Source organism: uncultured Sphingomonas sp., assembly GCF_964244265.1.
Taxonomy (GTDB): Bacteria; Pseudomonadota; Alphaproteobacteria; order Sphingomonadales; family Sphingomonadaceae; genus Sphingomonas.
Genome location: NZ_CAXTHV010000006.1, coordinates 24,784 through 46,999 on the forward strand (window position 1 = coordinate 24,784; position 22,216 = coordinate 46,999).

The 22,216-nt window shown below is 68.6% G+C and carries 21 protein-coding genes; 7 read left to right on the plus strand and 14 right to left on the minus strand.

Translation table 11 applies throughout. The annotated features are described in order from the left end of the window. Positions 1-28: 28 nt before the first annotated feature. A complete protein-coding gene (locus ACFE7K_RS03575) occupies positions 29-460 on the minus strand; it encodes a response regulator (protein WP_375396789.1) in 432 nt (143 codons plus the stop codon). A 132-nt stretch (positions 461-592) separates the two neighbouring features. On the opposite strand from ACFE7K_RS03575, the gene ACFE7K_RS03580 reads away from it, so the two are divergent. Together ACFE7K_RS03580 and rsmD are read left to right on the plus strand one after the other, a co-directional pair. Beyond that, positions 593-1,687, plus strand: a complete 1,095-nt coding sequence (locus ACFE7K_RS03580; RefSeq protein WP_375396790.1) for a pseudouridine synthase — start codon at positions 593-595, stop codon at positions 1,685-1,687. Then, entirely contained in the window at positions 1,687-2,223 is a 537-nt protein-coding gene (rsmD, locus tag ACFE7K_RS03585; RefSeq protein WP_375396791.1) for a 16S rRNA (guanine(966)-N(2))-methyltransferase RsmD, read from the plus strand. The genes ACFE7K_RS03580 and rsmD overlap by 1 nt, the downstream gene beginning before the upstream one ends. An 11-nt stretch (positions 2,224-2,234) precedes the next feature. Here the strand turns inward: rsmD and ACFE7K_RS03590 are convergent, their stop codons facing one another. The 7 genes from ACFE7K_RS03590 to ACFE7K_RS03620 all read right to left on the minus strand — a co-directional run bounded on the left by ACFE7K_RS03590 (position 2,235) and on the right by ACFE7K_RS03620 (position 11,291). After that, the gene (locus ACFE7K_RS03590; RefSeq protein WP_375396792.1) at positions 2,235-6,455 is read right to left on the minus strand and encodes a translocation/assembly module TamB domain-containing protein; all 4,221 of its coding nucleotides are present in this window, start codon (positions 6,453-6,455) and stop codon (positions 2,235-2,237) included. Further along, positions 6,455-8,497, minus strand: coding sequence for an autotransporter assembly complex family protein (locus ACFE7K_RS03595; RefSeq protein WP_375396878.1), 2,043 nt, complete (start codon positions 8,495-8,497; stop codon positions 6,455-6,457). Before ACFE7K_RS03595 ends, ACFE7K_RS03590 begins: the two co-directional genes overlap by 1 nt. Positions 8,498-8,770: 273 nt before the next feature. Beyond that, on the minus strand, positions 8,771-9,247 hold the full coding sequence (locus ACFE7K_RS03600; RefSeq protein WP_375396793.1) for a hypothetical protein: 477 nt from the start codon (positions 9,245-9,247) through the stop codon (positions 8,771-8,773). Continuing rightward, positions 9,244-9,996 (minus strand): prepilin peptidase, encoded by a 753-nt coding sequence (locus ACFE7K_RS03605; RefSeq protein ID WP_375396794.1) that lies wholly within the window; start codon positions 9,994-9,996, stop codon positions 9,244-9,246. Before ACFE7K_RS03605 ends, ACFE7K_RS03600 begins: the two co-directional genes overlap by 4 nt. Beyond that, positions 9,989-10,243, minus strand: coding sequence for a hypothetical protein (locus tag ACFE7K_RS03610; protein WP_375396795.1), 255 nt, complete (start codon positions 10,241-10,243; stop codon positions 9,989-9,991). The genes ACFE7K_RS03605 and ACFE7K_RS03610 overlap by 8 nt, the downstream gene beginning before the upstream one ends. Before the next feature lie 44 nt (positions 10,244-10,287). Then, a complete protein-coding gene (locus ACFE7K_RS03615; protein WP_375396796.1) occupies positions 10,288-10,767 on the minus strand; it encodes a GNAT family N-acetyltransferase in 480 nt (159 codons plus the stop codon). Positions 10,768-10,793: 26 nt separating this feature from the next. Continuing rightward, positions 10,794-11,291, minus strand: a complete 498-nt coding sequence (locus ACFE7K_RS03620) for an SH3 domain-containing protein (protein WP_375396797.1) — start codon at positions 11,289-11,291, stop codon at positions 10,794-10,796. Positions 11,292-11,394: 103 nt separating this feature from the next. Here ACFE7K_RS03620 and ACFE7K_RS03625 point away from each other — a divergent pair, with 103 nt between their 5' ends. Further along, positions 11,395-12,387 (plus strand): 2-hydroxyacid dehydrogenase, encoded by a 993-nt coding sequence (locus tag ACFE7K_RS03625; protein ID WP_375396798.1) that lies wholly within the window; start codon positions 11,395-11,397, stop codon positions 12,385-12,387. Here ACFE7K_RS03625 and ACFE7K_RS03630 read toward each other — a convergent pair. The 6 genes from ACFE7K_RS03630 to ACFE7K_RS03655 all read right to left on the minus strand — a co-directional run bounded on the left by ACFE7K_RS03630 (position 12,384) and on the right by ACFE7K_RS03655 (position 18,191). Further along, positions 12,384-12,536: a hypothetical protein gene (locus ACFE7K_RS03630; RefSeq protein WP_375396799.1), complete on the minus strand. Its 153-nt coding sequence runs from the start codon at positions 12,534-12,536 to the stop codon at positions 12,384-12,386. The genes ACFE7K_RS03625 and ACFE7K_RS03630 overlap by 4 nt on opposite strands. 128 nt (positions 12,537-12,664) lie before the next feature. Continuing rightward, positions 12,665-14,068, minus strand: coding sequence for an NAD(P)H-dependent flavin oxidoreductase (locus tag ACFE7K_RS03635; protein ID WP_375396800.1), 1,404 nt, complete (start codon positions 14,066-14,068; stop codon positions 12,665-12,667). A 64-nt stretch (positions 14,069-14,132) separates the two neighbouring features. Further along, complete coding sequence (locus tag ACFE7K_RS03640) at positions 14,133-15,281, minus strand: glycosyltransferase (protein ID WP_375396801.1); 1,149 nt, start codon at positions 15,279-15,281, stop codon at positions 14,133-14,135. Between the two features lie 33 nt (positions 15,282-15,314). Beyond that, positions 15,315-16,439, minus strand: a complete 1,125-nt coding sequence (locus ACFE7K_RS03645; protein ID WP_375396802.1) for a glycosidase — start codon at positions 16,437-16,439, stop codon at positions 15,315-15,317. A gap of 54 nt (positions 16,440-16,493) precedes the next feature. Beyond that, complete coding sequence (locus tag ACFE7K_RS03650; RefSeq protein WP_375396803.1) at positions 16,494-17,273, minus strand: SDR family oxidoreductase; 780 nt, start codon at positions 17,271-17,273, stop codon at positions 16,494-16,496. A 30-nt stretch (positions 17,274-17,303) separates the two neighbouring features. Next, positions 17,304-18,191 carry an alpha/beta fold hydrolase gene (locus ACFE7K_RS03655; RefSeq protein WP_375396804.1) on the minus strand — a complete coding sequence of 296 codons (888 nt, stop codon included), beginning with the start codon at positions 18,189-18,191 and terminating at the stop codon, positions 17,304-17,306. A 37-nt stretch (positions 18,192-18,228) separates the two neighbouring features. Here ACFE7K_RS03655 and ACFE7K_RS03660 point away from each other — a divergent pair, with 37 nt between their 5' ends. The 4 genes from ACFE7K_RS03660 (at position 18,229) to ACFE7K_RS03675 (ending at position 22,199) form a co-directional block, all read left to right on the plus strand. Beyond that, positions 18,229-19,620, plus strand: coding sequence for a protein adenylyltransferase SelO family protein (locus tag ACFE7K_RS03660; RefSeq protein WP_375396805.1), 1,392 nt, complete (start codon positions 18,229-18,231; stop codon positions 19,618-19,620). Between the two features lie 16 nt (positions 19,621-19,636). Further along, positions 19,637-21,046 carry a succinylglutamate-semialdehyde dehydrogenase gene (astD, locus tag ACFE7K_RS03665; protein WP_375396806.1) on the plus strand — a complete coding sequence of 470 codons (1,410 nt, stop codon included), beginning with the start codon at positions 19,637-19,639 and terminating at the stop codon, positions 21,044-21,046. Positions 21,047-21,120: 74 nt separating this feature from the next. Continuing rightward, positions 21,121-21,912 carry a uroporphyrinogen-III C-methyltransferase gene (gene cobA, locus ACFE7K_RS03670; protein ID WP_375396807.1) on the plus strand — a complete coding sequence of 264 codons (792 nt, stop codon included), beginning with the start codon at positions 21,121-21,123 and terminating at the stop codon, positions 21,910-21,912. Beyond that, positions 21,909-22,199, plus strand: coding sequence for a DUF2849 domain-containing protein (locus ACFE7K_RS03675; protein WP_375396808.1), 291 nt, complete (start codon positions 21,909-21,911; stop codon positions 22,197-22,199). Before cobA ends, ACFE7K_RS03675 begins: the two co-directional genes overlap by 4 nt. Positions 22,200-22,216 lie beyond the last annotated feature (17 nt).

Sequence of the window (22,216 nt, forward strand, 5' to 3'; positions counted from 1 at the left end):
GCCGCTGCCGGCCCGGCCGGGCAAGCGTTCAGCCGGCGTCGTCGAACAGCGTAAAGCCAGCGGGCAGCCGGCGCGGCCGCGCGGCCCCCTGCATCGCGCCGTCGACCGCGGCGATCGCCGCGACCAGATCGCGCGGGCTGTACGGCTTGGCCAGGCACCCCATGGCGAACGGCCGCCCCTCGGCGGAGCAGTCGCCGGTCACGAACACCACCGCGATGCCGCGGGCATGGGCCGCGCGGGCGATGTCGATGCCGCTGCCGTCGGCCAGGCTGATGTCGGCCAAGACCAGGTCGATCTCCGCACCGTCGCCGATCACCGACAGCGCGTCGGCGACGCGATCGACGGTGGCGACGATCCGATACCCTTCGTCGGCAAGATGGTGTTCGTTGTCGAACGCGACCAGCGGCTCGTCCTCGGCGATGAGCAGCCGCGTGATCAGCCTCTTGCGTCGTCCGAACACTGTCCTGTCCGCCCCATTACTGGACCGGCCGCCTGATGCCGATCTGGTTACGCGTGCGTCCCTTAACGCCGGGAACCACGTTTGCGTCGCAATTATTTTGCCGCGCGGCGCGATCATACTATCGATCGATCCATGTCCCAACCATTGCTCCACCGCATCGCCAAGTTGCTCGCCCGCGCCGGGATCGCCTCGCGCCGCGAGGTCGAGCGGATGATCGCCGACGGCCGCGTCGCGCTGAACGGCGCGGCGATCAACACGCCGGCGACGTTGCTCGCCTCGCTCGCCGGGGTGACGGTCGACGGCGTGGCGGTCGAGGAGCCGAGCGCGGCGCGGCTGTTCCTCTATCACAAGCCCGTCGGCCTCTTGGTCACCGAGCGCGATCCGGGCGGGCGGCTGACCATCTATGATCGCCTGCCGCCCGATTTGCCGCGGGTCGTGCCGGTGGGACGGCTTGACCTCAATACCGAGGGGCTGCTGCTGCTGACCAACGATGGCGGGCTCAAGCGTCAGCTCGAACTGCCGGCGACCGGAGTCGAGCGGGCCTATCGCGCGCGTGCTTATGGCGCGGTGACGCAGGCCCAGCTGGAGGACCTGATCGAGGGCGTCGAGATCGAGGGCGTGCGCTATGGCGCGATCGACGCCAATCTGGAACGGCGCACCGGCGCCAATGTGTGGATCGAACTGGTCCTGAAGGAGGGCAAGAACCGCGAGGTACGGCGCGTGCTCGAGCATCTCGGGCTGAAGGTCAGCCGGCTGATCCGCACGCGCTATGGCCCGTTCGTGCTCGGCGATCTGCGGCCGGGCGCGGTCGGCGAGGTGCGCGCGCATGACGTCGCCTCGTTCGCGAAGAACCCCGATCGGCTCGATCTGCCCCAGCCGGCGCGCGTCCGCGATACGGCGGTCCGGCCGGTGGTGGCACGGCGCGAACCGGAGCGGTCGGCCTCGCGCGCGGCGCCGGTCAAGCCGCGCATCCCGCGCGCAACCATCGAACGTCCGGCAAAGGGACCTGCCGGCGGCCGGGGCAAGCCCAAGGCAGCCCCCTCCTCAGGCCAGGCCCAAAGCGGTCGCCCGCTCCGCCGGCGCGCCGACGGCAGCGTCGCGGTGCCGACCAAGGCGGCGCGCGACGCGCGTCGCGGCGCCAGCGGCGATGCGGCGAGCCCGGCGCGTCCCCCTGGCGCCCGCCCGGCCGGCAAGCCCGGGGCGCGGCCGCCGCGCCCGCGCAGATAATGCGTGTCATCGCCGGCCGGTGGCGCGGGCGACCGCTCGTGGCACCCAAGGGAGACGTCACGCGCCCCACCGCCGATCGCACGCGCGAGGCGCTGTTCTCGATGCTGGCCAGCCGTCTCGTCAGCTTTGAGGGGCTGGCGGTCGCCGACCTCTTCGCCGGATCGGGCGCGCTGGGGATCGAGGCGCTGTCGCGCGGCGCGGCGTCCTGTCTTTTCGTCGAGCACGACAGGGCCGCGCTCTATGCGCTGCGCGCGAACCTTGGGAGATTGGGCGCCACTGGCGACGTGCGCGCGCAATCGGTGTTGGCGCTGGGCGCCGCCGCCGCCCCCCTCGACCTGATCCTGATTGACCCGCCCTACGGCACGAGCGCCGGCGCGGTGGCGCTCGATCGCCTGGCGCGCCTCGGCTGGACCGGCCCCGCGACGTGGATCAGCATTGAGACCGCCCGCGGCGAAAAGGTGGAGGTCGCAGGCTTCACTGCCGACGCAGAGAAGACTTATGGCAAGGCCCAAGTGACGCTGCTGCGGATCGCGTAGCAGCTACCTGTTCAGAAATTCTTCTGATATTTGATGCTCGCCCCCGACCCGCCGAAGGACCCGGTCTGCGACAACAGGCTCAGGCTCTTCGACAGCGCGATGTCGAGCTGGGTGGCGGTGAAGCCGCGCGAGTCGGTGATGATTTCGACGTAGATGTTCTTGGTGATATACTGTCCGGCGGCAAGCGCGGTGCCGCGCCCGGTTGCCTCGTCGGCGCCGAGGATGCGCAGCCGGTCGATGCCGGTCGCCGAGCGCAGCTTGCCCAGCGGGTTCAACCCGCCGCCCGAGCCGCGCAGCGAATTGAGCGCGGCGGCCAACTGGATCGCTTCGGTCGGGGACAGGTTTTCGGGGCTTGACCCGAACAGCAGGCGGCTGAGCACCTCGTCCTGGGGCAGCGCGGGAGTCGAGGTAAAGGCGATCTGAGGACGCTGGCCGGTGCCGCTGATGACGATCTGCGCGGTGATGCCGTTGGTGCTGGTGCTGGCCGCGATGTCGATGTCGGGATCCGACAAAGGACCGCCGTTGAACCGCACCGTGCCGCGATCAAGGTCAAAGCGCTTGCCCGAGAAGCTGTAGGTGCCGCGTACGACGTCGGCACGGCCGGAAACGATGGGCTGGGCCGAGGTGCCACCGACATGCATTGCCAGCTGCCATTCGGATTCCAGCCCCATGCCCGACACATAGAGCTTGTTGTCTGCGCGGATATCGAGGTCGAGCTTGAAATTGCCTGCCGGAGCAGCGGCGGCCACCTTGCCGCGCTGCGGATCGCCGCGTCCGATATCAGCCCTGCGTCGCACGCCGGCCAATTGGGGCACGTCCGCCTGGCCCTGGAAAACGACCTCATAGCGCGCGTCGGGAATCACCAGCTTGCCCTTGATCAGGCCGCCGTCCGGGCCGTTGGTGATCGCGATCTGCCCGGTCGCGGTGGCACCCAGCGAATCGCTCTTGGCCAGCGTCGCATTGTTGAGCTGAACCTGGAGGTTGATCGGAAAGCCGCTGTTCGCCGCCAGCCCGACCGTGCCGCGCGCGCCCACCGTGCCGTCGCCGGCGCGCGCCTGAAGCTCGGTCAACTCGAAACGGTCGTTGGTAAACTGGCCGGCAAGCTTCATCTGCGTCAACCGCGTGCCGAAGCTGGTATTCTCATAGGTAAGGTTGTCGGCGCGAACCACGCCGTTCAGCCGCGGCTGGCCGAGCTGGCCGGCAAAGTCGGCGGCGACCGCGATGCCGCCGGTCAGCTGCTGCCCGGCAAGGCCGCCGAGCGAGAACAGGGTCGCGGCCGGCCCGCTATAGCGGATGCCGCCACCCAGCGGCGCGTTGAGCAGCCGCTGCACGAAGCCCGCGCCACCGCCCAGCGGCCGCACCGTAGCGACCATCCGGCCGACCGCCGCCGGGCCGCGCTTGACCAGCGCGCGCGCCTCTCCGCCCGATCCGTCGAGCGATCCGATAAAGGCGATGTCGACCGGCTCGGACACCAGCGCCAGCGTCGTGCGGGTGAAGTTGCCGACCTGCAGCCGCGCGTCGATCCGCGGCACCGCCGCCGCCGAGGCCTGGGCATAGTCCAGGCTGCCGGTCGCCGTCCCCCCCAGGCCGAGGTTCGGAACCAATGCATCGACCACCGACAGATCGAGCTTGTCGAGCCGCGCCTGCACCTGCGTGCCCTTGCCATAGAGCGCCGCGATCCGCGCCGATCCCTTGTCGAAATCGATCCGCGTCGGCTCCAGCCGATAGGACGATCCCGCCAGGTCGATCCGCGCCGGCTGTGGCGTGCGAAAGCCGATGCCGTTGGCCTGGCCCTGCAACGCCACGAGCCATAGCCGGGGCGAAAGCTTCGCGTTCGCCGCCAGCCGGAACGGCACGCCGCTCGACCCGGTCGCGAGCGCCTGCACCAGGCCGGCGCCATTGGCGTAATCCACCTTGGCGCGCGCCGCCTGGATCACCGTCGCGCCATAGCGGAGGTTGGCGACCTGGGCATCGGCCAGGACCCGCGGGCCGCTGGGATAGAGCACGACCCTGGCGTTCAGGATCGCGCGGCCGATGGTGAAATCGACCATGCCCGGGATCGTCGCGGCATAGGCATGGGCGGCGACATCGGCGCGCTGCGCCTTGCCCTCGGCCGACAGCAACGCCGTGCCGGTCACGCCCGATCCGGCGAACTGCACGCGACCGGCAAACGGCCCCGCCGGCGTCGCGCGAACGGTGCCGTCGAACCCCACACCGGCAAACCTGCTGCCCCGATGGATGTCGATGGTCAAAACCGGCGCGGTCTTCACCAGCAGGTCGACCCCGAACGGTCCGTAATCGGTCCCCCCCTTGGCCAGCACGGCATACGCCTCGCCCTTCCCGCGGATCGTCGCCACCAGGTCGACCAGCCCGACGCCGACCCCCGGCCGCGGCGCGCGCACGACCACCACCGGCTGGGTGACCGTGCCGTTCACCCGCGCGGTCAGCGGCCCGTAGACCTTCGAGAAAGCATCCGCCGAAAACACGATGCCGCCCTGGGGATCGTACCGCCCGGCGCCGCGCAGCACGGCGAATTGCGGCGAGGCGACCTTCAGGTTGCTGAGCGTGGCGACGCCGTTGGTGTCATAACCGATATCGGTCGAGACGATCGCGTTGCCGCCCAGGAAGCTCGCCGCGCCGGCGTTGAAGATCTTGGACGTCCGGGCGACGACATGACCGGTGATGCCGAAGCCGCTGGGCGGGATCGTCACCAGCTTCGCGTCGGTCGTGAGGTTGACGATGCCGATGCCGTCGATCGTATAATCGTTGACCCGGCCCTTCAGCGCGCCGGTATAATGCCCGCTCGGCAGGTCGGCGACGACGATCGCGGTCGCGTCGATCCGGTCGGAGCGCAGCCGCAAATTGTCCGACAGCAACTTGCCGTTGGCATAGGCGAAATCGCCGTCGATCGCGACGTTGGTCAGCAGCCCGCCGGCCGCCGCGTTCAGCCCGACGACGCGCCGCGCACTCGCCTTGATCGGTACCTTGATGTGATCGGCGTCGATGACCGCGATACCGGAAGCGGTCACCCCCTCCGCGCCCGTCGTCCCGAATGCGAGCGCCGCGGCGCTCAGCTGGTAATTGATCGTCGGCGTGCCGAACGGCCCGTCGAGCACGACATGGGCCATGACGTCTCGCCCGGCCAGATTGGGCAGTATCGCCCCCGGCGTCAGCAGCCGGGCGTCGACGGTGAACCCGCCGAACTTGTTGGTGCCGAAATCGACCGCGCCGTTTGCCGCGACCGCCAGCGCGTCGGACTTGAAGGCCATCCGCGTGTCGGCGCGCCGCTTGTCGAGCATGGCGTCGATGTCGACCGCCAGCCCCGGCGCGGTCAGCCGTTCGACCGGACCCTTCATATACAGGCCCGGATGGGTCAGCCCCCGGATACGGAACCGCCCGTTCTGCGCACCCAGATCGAGGTCGGCGAGCGATTGGCCGCCGAGCATCGCCTGGCCCTTGCCCCGCCACAGCTTCCAGTCGCCCCGTCCGCCGATGCGCAGCGCCAACGGCGCGGCCACCCCGCTCATGCTGGCGACGACGCCGTTGGCGGGTGCATCCAGCTTGACCTGGAGCGCCAGCCGGTCGTCGTCGGGCCGCGCATCGAGCACCAGCGCCAGCCGGTCCCCGCCGGCGATGCCGGGCGCGCGCACCGCGCCGGCCTTGACCGTCAGCTGCGCGCGGCGATCCGCGATGTGCGCACTGCCGTCCAGGCTGATGATATGCGACTGGCCGGTGACCGCCGGCTTCAACACCAGCCGGTCGACCACCAGCCCCCCGATATCGATGTCGATGTCGGGCAGCAGCGGCGCGTTGGGGTCGCTGACCGTGGGCTTGAGCGCGGGCGAGCGGACGAAGGTGACCAGCGGCGCACGCATCGCCGTCACGTCGACATGGTTGCCGATGAACGCGAAGGGATGCCACTCGATCTCGGCCACCGGCGCGGTCAGGAACACGCCCTGGGGGTCGCTGACGCGCAGGTCGGCGAGCTCCATCCTGCCGTAGAGGGATCCGCGGATGCGCCCGACCCGGATGTTCAGCCCGCCTTCGGTCGTGTAATTGCCGATCTGCGAGGCGATGAAGCGATGCCCCGGGGCGGTATCGAGCACGACATAGAGCAGGATCACCAGCCACAGGATCGCCGCCAGCGCGATCGCCAGCCCCCGCACGACCCGCTGCCACCACGGCGTACGGACGATAACGACTTCCTCGGCGGGCGCGACATCCTCGGCCATCAGAACGCCTGGCCGATGGAGATGTACAGCGCGATCCTGGAATCGCCCTTGCGCTTGTTCAGCGGCGTGGCGACGTCGATCCGCAACGGTCCGAAATTGGTGTACAGCCGCCCGCCGATGCCGGCGCCGTAGCGCAGGTCGCTCAATCTGGGATAGCTGCTCTCGTACGAATTGCCCGCGTCGAAGAACGGGACGATGCCGAAATTACCGAAGCGGTAACGCGCCTCCAGCGCGAATTCGTTGACGCTGCGCCCGCCGACCGGATCGCCATCGGGGTCGAACGGGCCGAGCCGCTGATAGCCATAGCCGCGCACCGAACCGCCGCCGCCGCCATAATAACGGCGCGACGGCGCGAGATCATCGCGGGAGATGCCGACGATCGACCCGGCGCGGGCCCGGCCGGCAATCACCAGGCTGTTGCTGACCGGGTAATAGATGCTGCCCTCGATCAGCGCGCGGGCATAGGGGCTGGCCTTGCCGCGCACCGACGTCTCGGGGCTGAGCGACAGCTTGAGGCGATAGCCCCTGGTCGGGTTGAGCAAATTGTCGGACGTGTCGAACGCCGCCTGGAGCGGCAAAGCGACGATGAAATAGGTGCCGCGCCGCCGATCGCGGAGACCGAAGTCATAGACGCTTTCGTTGGTGCCGGTCAGTTCGAAGCCATAGCCATAGGTAAAGCGCTTTTGCCAGATCGGGGTCGAATCGTACGAGATGCGGCCGGCAATGGTGCCGGTGAACGCGCTATAGGCGTCATAGCTGGCATGATCGGCCGAGGCGGTCAGCGTCACGGTGCGGTCGCGCTTGCCGGCATTCGACCGGCGGAAGGTCAGCGCCGCGCCCTGTTCCTGGGTGCCGCCGACCAGTCCGACGATCAGCGCGCCTTCGGGCCGAAAGGCGTTGCGGGCGGTATAGGTGACGTCGGCGCGCAGCCCCTGCCCGGTCGAATAGCCGGCGGTCCCGGCGACGCTGCGGGTCTTGCCCTCGGTCTGGGTTACCAGCAGGTCGACGATCTCGGTGCCGTCGGGCCCCGGTCTGCCGGTACGGACCGGTTCGACGCTGACCGTTTCGAACAGCCCCGTCGCGACCAGCGCCTTGCGCAGATCATCGACCAGGCTGGCCTTGTACAGCTCGCCGGTGGCGAAGCGAGGCAGCACGCGGACGTGATCGACATCGAAGGCGAGCTTGCCGCCGGCGGACGCCACGGTCGAGATCGCACCGAAGCTGGATCGCGGACCGGGATCGAGCGGCAGCGTATAGTCGCCGGTCAGGCTGTTCTCGTCGAGCAGGATGTCGCGCATGCCCAGCTTGACGAACGGATAGCCGTTTTCGGGCAGTTGCAGGCTGACATTGGCTTCGGCGCCCTGGATGCGGTCGGCCTCGATCGGGTCGCCGGTGCGCAGCGGCAAATTGTCGGTGATCAGCGTGGCCGGCACCACCGGCTCGCTGTCCGCCGCGACACTGCCCAGGCGGTAGAGTTGACCCGGCGCGGCGTTGACGACCGCGCGGACGCGGCCGGGGTCGTTGGCGACGGTCTCGATCGTCGACACCGCGGTGCCGTCATAATAGCCCAGGCTCTTCATCAGCTTGATCGCCAGCGCCTCGTCCTCGCGTGCCCGGGCGTTGACCTGCGCCGAATTGGCCGCCTTGCCCTTGCCCTTGCGCAACGCCGACAGCGCGTTGAACCGCCCGGTCAGCCCGAGCACGTCAAGCCCGTTGACGACGGTGTCGTAGCGGATCTCGGCGCCGGTCTTCGGCCCGGCATCCGCGATGTCGGCGGGGGGCGTCGTGCTGAACGTGCCGAGCGGGGCCAGCGGCTGGGCCAGTTCGGGATCGAGAACGGCCTGGGGCGTGAACGGCGCGTTCTGGTCGATCACCGTTTGCGGCGCACTCGCCGGGGGCATCGGCTCGAGCGGCGCGTTGATGTCGCCCGACAGCGGCGGCAGGGCGGCGTTGAACTCGGCATCGGGGACGATCGGCGTCTGGGGGTCTGGCGGGGGCAGCGGCCGGACCTTCACGCTGCGGTCCAGCGGCGCGTCGGGGATGGGGGTGGGTCGCGCGGTCGGGCTGGCCCCGGGCGCCGGCGTCGACTGGGCGACCAACAACCCGGGAAAGATCGCACCGATCGCCGCCGCCGTACAGCAATGAACCACCAACCTCGGCAAGCCGACACCCCTTTGCGGGCATCGCAAGTCATGCCCTTTTCTACCGCAACGCACCATCACTCAATGATGCACTATAAGATTGTGCTGCATTTTCCAAGACCTGCAAGCTGCGCCTGGCGGGTCCGCGCCACCGGGCGGACCAACGCCCCGCCCTCAGGAGCACCCGATCAGTCCCGCCACCGGCAGCACCAGCGTGTCCTTGCCGGGACGATCGAGCCTGAGCGTCGCTTCGGGAACCGCCGCCCCGCCCGCCAGATCGCCGCGCGTCGCCACCGTCATGTCGAGCGTGGCGGTAACATCCCCGCCCCGGAACTCGCTGGTCTGCGAAAAACCGAAGCCGCCGGCGCCGACCTGCGCGGTGCGCACAAAATCGGCCACCGAGCCGTCGATCGTCATGCGCAGCTGCGCCGGCTCGGCGGTGACCATCGCCACCAGCGCGTGACTGGGCGTCAGCGTCCACAGGAACGCCGCGCACCCCTTGTCGGGCAGGCTCTGCCGCGGGATCGAACCCACCGGCAGTCCATCGACGCTCACCGCCGGCGGCCTGGCGACAGGGGCGGGCGGCGGCTTGTCGCGCGCCAGCACCGGCGTCGCCAGTACCGACAGCAGCATCAGCGAAAGCTTCTTCATGGCGCAAGCCCTATCATGACCAGCCAGAGCGGGTAAGCCGCGATCGCCATCAGCGCGCCGAACGGCATGGCGTCGGTCGCCGCCACCCGCCGGCCGCGCGCCATCGCCGCCGCGACCGCCGCCAGACCGACCAGGCTGGCCAGCAACGGGACGAACGGCAGCATGCGCCAGCCGAGCCACAGGCCGATCGCCCCGAGCAGCTTGGGATCGCCCCCGCCGAGTCCCTCACGCCCGCGCCACCATCGATAGCCGGCGGCAATGCTCCACAATATCGCGAATCCGGCAACGCCGCCGACCAGGCGGTCGGTCATGTCGGGAGGGATGCCGGCAAGTCCGACAACAACCCCCGACCCCGCCAGCGTCGCGGTTAGCCGGTCTGGCAGCCAGAAGGCGGCGATGTCGAGCGCGGCCAGCGCCACCAGCAGCCAGCCGAACACCGCCCCGGCCAGCGCGGGCAATCCCTGCACGGCCAGCGCGCTTCCCACGCCGATCGCCGCGCAGCCGATCTCGATCTGCCAATGCCGGGGATCGATCGCAGCACCACAGGTCGCGCAGCGGCCGCGACGGACCAGCCCGGCGGCCAGCGGCACCAATTCCCACGCGCTGAGCACGCGACCGCAGCCATCGCAGGCGGACCGGCCGCGAATCACTGATCGCCCGGCCGGCCAGCGGATCACCAGCGTCGCGACAAAGCTGCCGATCACCAGCCCGAGCAGGCCGAGCCCGACCAGCCAGCTCCAGTCAGGCATCGGCCTTCTTGCGGATCAGATAGCGGTGGACGCCGAACAGGTTGATGCCGAGCAACACGACGTTCTGGGTGCCCAGCGCGCCATCCCTGGTCAGCGCCGCGCCGGCGATCCACGCCAGCGACGAGCCGACGAAGATCACGAAGCCCCAGCCGGTGGTGCGACGACCATAATCAAGCGCGACCATTGCCGCCGCGATCACCCCGCTGACCGAGGCAACCCATTTCAACATCGTCGTCAATGTTTGCATCAGTCTCCCTAACGCCGGCCGGCGCCCACGCAAGACACGCCGGGCTATAGCTCCATAGTGAAGTACCGACTGAAGCTCTCGTCCCGATAGTCGGCGAACGGGCCGCACGCGACGAAACCCGCCCGCTCGTACATCGCCCATGCCGGGGCATATTGGCGGTTGTTGCCGGTTTCCAGGCTCAGCCGGCGATAGCCGCGCCGCTGCGCCTCGGCGACAAGATGACCGAGCATCAGCCCGCCCAGCCCGCGGCGCAGGTGAGCGGGCGCGGTCCGCATCGACTTGACCTCGCCATGGTCGGGGCCATGCTCGGGGCCATGGTTCGGATCGAGCCGCTTGAGCGCGCCCATCGCCAGCAACGCGTCATCCTCCCACATCGTCCACACCGTCATCGCCGGGTCGCGGAGGCCGGCAGGGCCCAGCGCGAAAACCTGGCCCGGGGGTGAATTGGCATGCGCCTCGCGCAGATGATGGTCGATCAGCGCGATGACCTGCGGCCGGGAGAGATCATCGACCTCGATCCTCACGTCCCGCAACCTCACTTGCTCGAACGTCACTCCAGCGCCTCGCTCGCCTCGACCCCCCATAGATGGCTGATCTCGACATAGCCGGCCCGGCCATGGACATCGAACCAGCACCAGCCTCGCCGGCACTTGCCGATCCGCCCGACCACGCCGGGGGCCGCGCGCCACTGCACCTTGCCGGCGACGCGCGGCGTGTCCTTCAGTTCGGCGATCACCCCCGTCACCATTGCGGTGCGGCTGTCCGAGATCAGGTTCGACTGCATCCAGCCCTGCGTGCCGTCGGGATCCTCGATCTTGCGCCAGACCGGGCCCGATTTTTCGTTGAAGCTGCCGATCACCTTTACCGGCAGGCCGGCGCGGCGGTATATCCAGCTGGCCGGATAGACCCTCCCCGGCCCCGTCCGCATCCGCGCCTTGGCGGCGGTGATCGAGGCGTAATAAGGCGGCTTGCGCTCGACCAGCGCCGCCAGCGCCGGCGCAATCAGGGCAAGCGCTGCGATCGTCGACAGGGTTTTGGCGATTCGCACCGACTGTTCTCCCCCATTCACCATTGGTCTGCACCTTTAGCTTTTGCCAGGGCCGTCCATCAACCGAGTTGACCTGGACAGGTGGCTACTCCAAGCCTGTGCCATGCCCAGTTCGAGACGGAAGCCGCGGGTGGTCGTGACGCGCGAGCTGTCCGACGCGGTCATGGACCGGATGGCGACGCTGTTCGACGCCCGGCTGAACCGCGACGATGTCGCGATGAGCCGCGACGACATCGTCGCCGCGCTTGCCGATGCCGACGTGCTCGTGCCGACCGTGACCGATGCGATTGACGGCGACCTGATCGAGGCGGCGGGCGACCGGCTGAAGCTGATCGCCAATTTCGGTGCCGGCGTGAACCATATCGATCTGCCCGCGGCGCGCGCGCGCGGCATCATCGTCACCAATACGCCGGGGGTCCTGACCGAGGACACCGCCGACATGACGATGGCGCTGATCCTGTCGGTGCCGCGCCGGTTGGCCGAGGGCGAGAAGCTGGTGCGGTCGGGCGAGTGGAAGGGCTGGAGCCCGGGCGGGATGCTGGGTCACCGCGTCGGCGGCAAGGCATTGGGCATTGTCGGCATGGGCCGCATCGGCCAGGCCGTCGCGCGCCGCGCGCGCAGCGTCGGGCTGACGATCCACTACCATAATCGCCGCCGCCTGCCGCTGCTTGCCGAGGAGGAATTCGGCGCGACCTGGCACGGCGACCTCGACGAGATGCTGGGGGCGATCGACATCCTGACGATCCACACCCCCCGCAACGCCGACAGCGAGAACATGATCGATGCCCGCCGCATCGCGCTGATGGGGCCGCACGTCTATGTCATCAACGCGGCGCGCGGCGGCATCGTCGACGAAGAGGCGCTGGTCGAGGCGCTGAAGGGCGGACGGCTGGCCGGCGCCGGGCTCGACGTCTGGAAGTACGAGCCGGCGATCGACCCGCGCCTGCTGGCGCTGCCCAACGTCGTCATGCTGCCGCACATGGGATCGGCAACCTACGAAGGCCGCGCGGCGACCGGCGAGCGCGTGATCCGCAACATCCAGCACTGGACCGACGGCCACCGCCCGCCCGACCAGGTGCTGGAAGGGTGGGTTTAATCCTCGCCCTCGATGAGTCGGCGTAAACGTTCGATTTGGTGCAGCCGTTCGTGGAGGATGGCGACGATGGCGATCGCGCCAATATGCTCATCCCTTTGCAAATCGCGGGGGATAAGGTTGCGAACATACGTACTGGCATTGTCGTACACGCCGTTTGCCAATGCAGGCGGCAATATGTTCCTGGAGTGCGTCATCCACCCTGACGTTTAACGTCATAGCATTGGACATCACCAACTCGCGTCCACATCGTCAGCGACATTGTGGACAGTGCCTTTTGTCAATCGCCGGTCAGGATGCGATCGACCAATTGCTTCACGCTGGGCACAAAGCCGTTCGAATAGAATGGATCTCGCTTGAAATTATACGCCGAATGGCCGGCGAACATCAGGTTCTCCTCGGTCGGGCCGCCATGCGCGATGTCCTGCAGCGTCTTCTGGATGCAGAAGCTGCGCGGGTCGGCCAGCCGCCCGGTCGAGTTGGTCGCGGTATCCGCCCAGCTCGAAAACGCGCATTGCGACAGGCAGCCCATGCAATCGGCCTGGTCCTTGCGGATCACGTTCTTTTCGTCGGGCGTGACGAACACCAGCGTATTGTCAGGGGTCTTGAGTGCGTCGGTAAAGCCCTCGCCGAACCAGGCGCGGGCCCGCAGCAGGTCGTTGCGCGTCACCCAGAAGTTTCTGCCCTTCACGCCCACGTCGAGCTGGAAATTGTGGTCTCCCGCTTCTTGTGTCGAAAAGGCGATCTGCCGCTCCGACCGTGCCTCCAGGTGGCGGAGGAACGGATTGCGCACCGCGCTGGAATAAAAACCGGTCGGCGAAAAGCGATGGAGCAGGACGTCGCCCTCCTCGATCGTGGTCAGCCGGTCCTTCCACGCCTGGGGAATCGGGCTTTCCCTGGTAAGCAGCGGGCGGGTGCCGAACTGGAAGGCGATCGCGCCGAGCTCGTCATTGTCGATCCAGTCGTTCCAGTCGCGCAGATACCAGACCCCGCCGGCCATCACGATCGGCACTTCGTCCGAAATCCCGCCTTCGCGCATCGTCGCGCGCAGGTCGCAGACGCGCGGATAGGGGTCCTGCGGGACCAGCGGGTCCTCGGCATTGGACAGGCCGTTATGCCCGCCGGCCAGCCAGGGATCCTCATAGACCACCGCCGCCAGCCATTCCGACGCCTTGGAATAAGCCCGCTTCCACAACGCGCGGAAGGCACGGCCCGAACTGATGATCGGCAGGTAGTTGACGTTGTATGACGCGGCAATCTCGCTCAGCTTGTACGGCATGCCGGCGCCGCAGGTGACGCCCGCGACCAGCCCGCGGGTCCGCTCCAGCACGCCGTGCAGCACGCGTTGCGCGCCGCCCATTTCCCACAGCACATTGATGTTTATCGCGCCCTTGCCGCCGGCGATGTCGAAGGCGCGCTTGACCTGCTGGACGGCGCCCTCGATCGCATAGTCGATCAACTCCTCGTGGCGCTCGCGGCGGTTCAGCGCGCGGTAAATCTGGGGAATGATCCGACCCTCGGGATCATAGCTGTCGGCGTTGACCGCGCTGACCGTGCCGATCCCCCCGGCCGCGGCCCACGCCCCGGCCGAGGCATGATTGGTCGCCGCCACGCCCTTGCCGCCTTCGACCAGCGGCCATACCTCGCCGCCGTTATAGATGATCGGCTTCAGGCCCTTGAACACGCGCGTCTCCTGAAAAAGGAACGTACGGTATAGCGCGCGGATGCGGCGGCGCGAGAAAATAGCATCACCCCGGCATGCCGGCCAGTGTTCCCGGGCGTCCGGCGGCGTCGCCATACAGAGCGGCGTACGCCGCGATCATCGCCGCTTCGTCGAATTCGGCACGAGCCTTTGCCTGGTTGGCACGCCCCACCGCCTTGCGCAGCGCGGGGTCGAGCGCCAGCTTCTCGATCGCGTCGCGCAGCGCCACCTCGCCGCTATGGTCGGTGATGAACGGCTGGTTCTCGGACGATACCATCGCCTTGATGTCCCCCGCCGGCATCGCCGCCACCGGCAGCCCGGCGGCCATTCCCTCGATCACAGAGATCGGGAACTGCTCGCTCATCGACGACAAGGCGATGATGTCGAACAGGCCGACATAGCGATGCGGATCAGGCAGGAAGCCCGGCAGCAGCACCTTGTCGGCCATGCCCATCGCCGCCGCGGCCTGCTCGATCGCCGCGCGTTCCGGTCCCTCGCCAACGATCACGAGACGCAGCCGCGCCGAGACCCCGCCCGCCGCGCGGACCAGGGCCGGCAGGTTCTTGACCGCGCGCAGCCCGGCCAGCGCGCCGACCACCACTTCGCCGGGCTGGCGGCGGAACCCGGGGATCGCCCGGACGTCGGGCTTGCCGGCATAGGCCGGGGTCGCGATGCCATTGGGGATCCGGCGCAGCCGCGGCGCGGACTGTTTCCAGAGCGTGGTCGCCACCCATTCCAGCGTCCGCGACGGCACCACCACGGCATGGGCGGCGGGAAAGGCGATCCGGCGATAGATCGTGCGTTCGGGCTTCAGCCGGGCCGCCTCGTCGGCGTTGAAGCCGTCCTCGTGATGGACCACCGGCGGCGCCCCCCTGGCGAATACGCGCTTCGCCATCACTGCGTCGATCGCCCCCCAATTATAGCTGAGGACCAGGTCGAAGCGGCGCATGAACCTGGCGATCCGCTCGTACCGGGCGACCGACGGCCGGCCGGTCAGCGGCGGCGGGTCCTGCGCGATCTCGTAACGAATGCCCGGGGCGATCGCGTCGCGCGCATCGAGCTGGTCGGCCACCCCCGAGACGATCATATGCCGCGCGGTGTCGCCAAACGCGTTCATCAGGCGTACCGCGCGCGCCTCCTTGCCGCCCAGGCTGAACGACGAATGCATGTGGAGGATGTTGAGCGGCGCGGCCATCGCGCATGCGTTACCGGGCTTTGCCCCGCGCGATCAAGCGAGCCCCAGCGCCGATTTGGGAACATGGGTGATGCGGCACGCCAGATCGGCCTCACCGCTGGCCACGACATAATGATCGCCGCCATCCGCGATCCCCGTCGTGAACACCACGTCATCGAGGTACATCAGGTCCTTCAGCGGCTCGGTTAAGGCCGGCGAGGGCGCCAGCAGCGGGTGATGCGCACCGCCGACGACGATCGACGGATCGCCGGCATCGAGCAGCGACCAATAGGTGCGATAGATGCCGACCACGCCCGACGGCTCGACGCCGTGCCACAGCGTCAGCCAGCCCTTGTCCGTCAGAACCGGCGGGCTGCCCCCGCCGATCCGCGCGGTCGCCATGGTTGCCGCATGCGGGCGGATACCGGGCCGCTCGCACGGCTTCCAGTGCAGCGCGTCAGGCGAGGTCGCCAGGTTGATCGACGGTCCCGCGCGCCATTCGCTGCCCGGCGGATAGGCGAAGTAGAGATCGCCGAGCGGCCGCGTCTGTGCCCAATGCCGATCGTCGATCAGCCCTTCGAAGATCAGCATGTCCTTGTTCTGGTGATCGAGGACGATCCCCTCCAGCCGCCAGTCGCGGGCATCATCGGAAGTATAGAGCGTCGTCGAATGGCGTTCCGGGCTGACCGAGCAGGTCGTCATCAGCCAGCGATCACCGATCTTGCTGATCCGCGCATCCTCGACGCCATAGCATTGGTACGGCGCGCGCGGCGCGATCGCCCGGTCGTAATGGATCGCCACCACCGATCGCCCCTCGGCATCGAGCTCGACCGGCAGCAGCCAGGACAGACTGGTCAGCGCCATCACCTTCCATCCACCGCCGCGCATCACGAACTTGCGCGGATCGGCGGTGTCGACATGTTCGAGCGGCCACGCGTCGAGGCGATAGGTGCCCGCATCCCAGCGGATGGCGTGGATATGCCCGTCGAAGACCGGCTTCTTCAGCGCTTCGGCGATGCGGACCATCAGCAGCAGGTTGCCGTCGGGCAGGCGCGTCATCCCGGGGTTGAAGGCGCCCAGCACATAGGTCTCGGCATCGATCCGGCCGGCGAGCGGCCCCTGGCCGAGGTCGATGTCGCGCGGATCGAGCACCAGCGCGTCAAAGCTGTATGACGTCATCGTGGCGCATATCCTTCTGGCGTCGGCGTCGGCGCCGGATCGTGGCGGCCCGGGCTATTCGCCACCGGACAGGCGCGGCACGATCGTCAGCTGCTGGACGACCACCCGGCGCGGCTGGACCAGTAGGTAAAGCACGCCTGCCGCAATGTCCTCGGCCCGCAGCATCTCTTCCTTCCCGATCATCTCGCGCTGCTTGTCGTCGGGAATGTCGGGATATTGCATGTTGCTGCCGGTCTTGCCGGGCTCGACCAGCGACACGCTTATGCCCTTGGGTCCCAATTCGCGGCGTAGTGCCTCGGCAAAACCCTGAATGCCGTATTTGATCCCCGCATAGACGGTCGATTTCGGCCCGAGAACATGCGCCGACATCGATCCGATCAGCACGATCGCGCCGTCGTCGCCCAGCACCCCGGCGGCGGCATGCGCGCCGAGCAGATAGGCGGTGAAATCGGTGGCGATGGCCCGGCGCAGGTCGGCCTCGTCCATGTCGGTCAGAGCGCCCGCCGCGATCGCGGCGTTGAAGACGGCGACGTCGATCCCGCCCATGGCGGCAACGGCGCGATCGATGAACAGCACGTTATTGTCGGGGTCGGCAAGGTCGAGCGCGATGCCGTCGCCCTGCCCGACATCGCCGATCGCCGCCAGCGCATCGTCCAGATGGTCCTGGCTGCGGCCGCAGATGAAGATCCGCGCGCCGGCCCGCGCCAGGGTTATCGCGATCGCCCGGCCGATACCGGTGGTGCCGCCGGTGATCGCCACCCGACGGCCCGCAAGCGGCCTGGCATCACCGTCCGCGGCAACATCCGTCGCCGGTCGATCGATCGCCAATTCCATCCGCTTCTCCCGTTCATGCCAGGAGACGCGTCAGGCCGCCCGAGGTTCCTTGGCAACGCGATCCAGCAGGCGGTCGATCGCCTGCGTCACCGTCGGTTCCGACAGCGTCGGCGCATGTCCGACCTCGGCGACAACGACCGTTTCCGCCCGGTCGAGCGCGGCCTGCATCCGCGCCAGCGTATCGGCGCCCAGCACGTCGGACAGCGCACCGCGCACCAGCAGCGTCGGCACCTCCCGCAACGCCGCCAGCGCGCGCCACATGTCTGGGCCGGCCTCGTTGCCCGGAACCCGGAAAGGCTCGGCAATCTTCATGTCATAGTCGAGCACGATGCGCCCCGCCGCGTTGAGCCGGTAGAGGCGCTTGGCCATTGCCAGCCATTGCTCCATCGTCCAGCCGGGATAGATATCGGCATTGCCCTCCTGCATCGCGCGCGCGGCATGCATCCAGGTCGGCCAGGTATTGGCCCGGCCGACATAGCCGCGGATGCGGCCGAGCCCGGCCGGCTCGATCGCCGGGCCGACATCGTTGATCAGCGCCGCGGCGATCCGTTCGGGCGCCGCCGACGCCAGCAGCATGGTCAGGATGCCGCCCAGCGAGGTGCCGAACGCGACGAACCTCTCGATCGCCAGCTCGCGAAGCAACGCATCGATGTCCTGGACATAGGTCAGCGGGACATAGCTCATCGGATCCTTGGCATAGCCGCTGTCGCCGCGACCGCGCAGCTCGATCGCGAGCACGCGCCAGCCGGCCGACAGCCGCGCCGCGAGGTCGGCATAATCTCGCGCGTTGCGGGTCAGCCCGGGCAGGCACAGGATCGGCGGCCGCCCCTCCGCCAGGGCATTGCGCGCGGGATAGTCGCGATAGTGCAGCCGCACGCCGTCATTGGACCACCAGTAGCGATTTTCATACTCGGCCATGGTTGCGTCCTTATGGGCGGCGCCCTCATATCACGGGATGCCCGTCGACCCGCAAGCTTATCGCCCCGAAACCGCCATCCTGGCCCTGGGCGATACGTTCTACGTGCCCGTCGACGCGGCGCGCTTTCCCCGGACGATACTGCGTTTCCGCAACGATCGCGCGGCAAGCGAGGTCGGACTCGATGCGCTGACCGACGAAGAATGGCTGGCATATTTCGGCCGGTTCGATCCGCTGCCGGGAACGCTCACCCGGCCGCTGGCGCTGCGCTATCACGGCCACCAGTTCCGGGTGTACAATCCCGATATCGGCGACGGGCGCGGCTTCACCTTCGCGCAGCTGCGCGGTGGCGGGGACGACCTTTTCGACCTGGGCACCAAGGGTTCGGGGCAGACGCCGTTCAGCCGGTTCGGCGACGGGCGCCTGACCTTGAAAGGCGGCGTGCGCGAGATATTGGCGAGCGAAATGCTGGAGGCGCTGGGCGTGCGCACCTCGCGCAGCCTCTCGCTGATCGAGACCGGCGAGGCGCTCGATCGCGGCGACGAGCCGTCGCCCACGCGGTCGGCGGTGCTGGTGCGGATGAGCCTGGGGCATATCCGCATCGGCACCTTCCAGCGCCTCGCTTACGAGGGCGATGCGGCGGGCATGCGCCGACTGGTCGATTATTGCCTCGCCGAGCTGTTCAGGGTGCCGGCCGGCGCCGATCCGGTGGCGCAGTTCCTCGATCTGGTCGTCGCGCATACCGCGCGTCTCGCGGCGAGCTACATGATCGCCGGCTTCGTCCACGGCGTGCTCAATTCGGACAATATCAACGTCACCGGCGAAAGCTTCGATTACGGGCCGTGGCGATTCGCGCCGACCTGGGATGCGAGTTTCACTGCCGCCTATTTCGACCATGCCGGACTCTACGCCTTCGGCCGCCAGCCCGAGGCGATCCATTGGGACGTCGGCCAGCTGGCGGCGTCGCTCAGGCTGTTGAGCGAGGCGCCTCCGCTTATCGCATGCCTCGAACGGTTCGGCGCTCATTACCGTGCCGCGCTGGGTAACCGGGCGCTCCGCCGTCTCGGCCTGCACAAATCGTCGCCGGAGGCGGCGGCATTGCTGGTCCAGGCGATCGGCCAGACGCTGACGGCGACCGGCGTGTCGATCGACCGGTTCTTCTTCGACGCTTATGGCGGCGCTCTGCCCCCGGGCTATGGCGCGGCGTGGGACGACGCGCGCGCGCTGTTTGCGGCGTTCGAGCCAATCCGCCAGGGGCGCGGCCACCCGTATTTTGCCGATCCCGAGCCGTGCGCGATGCTGATCGACGAGGTCGAGGCGATCTGGCGCGCGATCGACACTGCGGACGACTGGGCCCCCTTCCACGCCAAGATCGCCGCGATCCGCCGAATGGGCGAGGCGCTGGACGGGTGGCAAAAGTCGGCGAACTAGGCCAAGGGCTCCGGCCATGACCGGTGACCTCATCTCCACCGAACCGGCGACCGGCGCCGCGTTGTGGCGCGGGCCGATCGGCGATGTCGATGCCGAGGTCGCCGCCGCCCGCGCCGGCTGGGCGGCCTGGGCCGCGCGCCCGGTCACCAACCGCATCGAGACCATGCGCCGCTTCGCCAATGTCGTCCGCACTAAAGCGGAGGCGTTCACCGACGTGATCGCGCGCGATACCGGCAAGCCCTTGTGGGAAGCGCAGGCCGAGGTCGACAGCGTCATCGCCAAGGTCGACATTTCGGTCGCCGCATATTCGGAACGCACCGCCCAGCGGCGGCTGGACTCGCCGATGGGCAGCCGCATGGCGCTGCGTCACAAGCCGCATGGGGTATTGGCGGTGCTCGGCCCCTATAATTTCCCCGCGCACCTGCCCAACGGCCACATCGTGCCGGCGTTGCTGGCGGGCAATGCCGTGGTGTTCAAGCCGTCCGAAAAGGCGCCCGCCGCCGGCGCGTTCCTGATCGACTGCCTGCGCCAGGCCGGGATACCGGAAGGCTGCGTCCGGCTACTGGTCGGCGGCCCCGCGGAAGGCAAGGCGCTGGCCGGCCATCCCGGCATTGACGGGCTGCTGTTCACCGGCTCGGCGGCCACGGGACTTGCGCTCAACCGCCAGTTCGCCGCGCATCCGGAAAAGATCCTGGCGCTGGAGATGGGCGGCAACAACCCGATGATCGTGTGGAGCACGCCCGATCTCCACGCCGCCGCCGTGCTGGTGGTGCAATCGGCCTTCGCCACCGCCGGCCAGCGCTGTACCGCGGCGCGGCGGCTGATCGTCGATAACGCTCTCTACGAACCGCTGGTGGCGGAGATCGTCAAGCTTGCCAATCGCCTGATCGTCGGGGCGCCGCACGACAATCCGGCGCCGTTCATGGGCCCGGTGATCGACAACGAGACCGCCGACCAGCTGACCGAAAGCTTCCTCGCGATGATGGTGCAGGGCGGGCGCCCGATCCGCCATATCGGCCGCCCCGTCGCCGATCGCCCGTTCCTGACCCCGGGCATCATCGACATGACGACGGCGGCGCGGGGCGACGTCGAGCTGTTCGGCCCGATCCTGCAGGTGATCCGAACGGACGATTTCGACGCCGCCATCGAAGAAGCCAACAACACCCGCTACGGCCTGTCGGCCAGCCTCGTCAGCCAGGACCCGGATCTCTACGACCGGTTCTGGGCCAATGCCCGCGCCGGCATCATCAACTGGAACCGCCCGACCAACGGCGCGAGTTCGTCGGCGCCGTTCGGCGGCATCGGCTGGTCGGGCAACCACCGGCCCAGCGCCTATTATGCCGCCGATTATTGCGCCTATCCGGTGGTGAGCAACGAATCGGACGCGGCACGCGCGACGATCGGCATCGGCCTGCGCGACGGGTGATCCCATAGCTCCGCTTGCGCTGCGAAAACTATGCGTGAATTGCGTCGCAACGCCGTACGGACCATCTGATGGAAATGGCAAACCTTCTCGATCCTTCATCGCGCGGCCGGGTGATCCTGGTCGGGGCCGGGCCCGGCGATCCCGGGCTGCTCACCGTGCGCGCGGTCGAGGCGCTGGGGGTCGCCGATGTCGTCGTCCATGACGGGCTGATCGACCCGCGCGTGCTCGATCTCGTGCCGGCGGGCGCCCACCGCATCTCGGTCGCCAAGCAGCGCGCGCGGCATACCCTGCCGCAGGAGGCGATCAACGCGCTGATCGTCGCGCATGTGAGGACCGGCGCGATCGTCGTGCGGCTGAAGGGGGGCGATCCGTTCATCTTCGGGCGCGGCGGCGAGGAGGTCGAGGCGGTGCGCGCCGCGGGCCTGCCGGTGGAGGTCGTTCCCGGCGTTTCGGCGGCGCTGGGCTGCGCGGCGGAGGCGATGCTGCCGCTGACCCATCGTGACCATGCCAGCGTGGTCAGCTTCGTCGCCGGCCAGTGCAAGGGCCTGGCCGACCAGGATTGGTCGGGGCTGGCGGGCAAGGGCCGGACGCTGGTGATCTACATGGGCGTCGCCACCGCGGCCGACATCGCCGACAAGCTGATCGCCGACGGGGTGACGCCGGACATGCCGGTCGCCGTGCTCGAAAAAGGCACGCTGGCGGGACATCGCGCGCTCAGGACCCTGCTCACCGACCTTGGCCAGATGGTGGCGCGCGAACGTGTCGTCAGCCCGGCGATCATCGTCGTCGGCGAGGTTGTCGACCTGTCCGACGCCGAGGACAAGCTGGCGCGCTGGGCCCGGATTGCCGAAAGCGCCCAGGCATGAGGATAGTGACCGGAAACGACCTGGCGTCGGGCGACGTCATCTGGTGGACCGGCTCGAACTGGTCGCGCCATGTCGAGGATGCCGTCGATGTCGGCGAGGAAGGCGCCGTTATCGCGACCGCCCAGGAAGCCGCGCGGCTGGTCAACGCGCCCTATGTGATCGACGCCGCCGCCGCCCCGGACGGCCCGCGCCCGGCGCACATCAAGGACCGCGTCCGCGCCTTGGGGCCGACGGTGCGGATGGACCTGACCCTGAAGCCTGGCGTGTCGCCCGAGGTGGTGCTGTGACATCCTCGGTGGGAGGA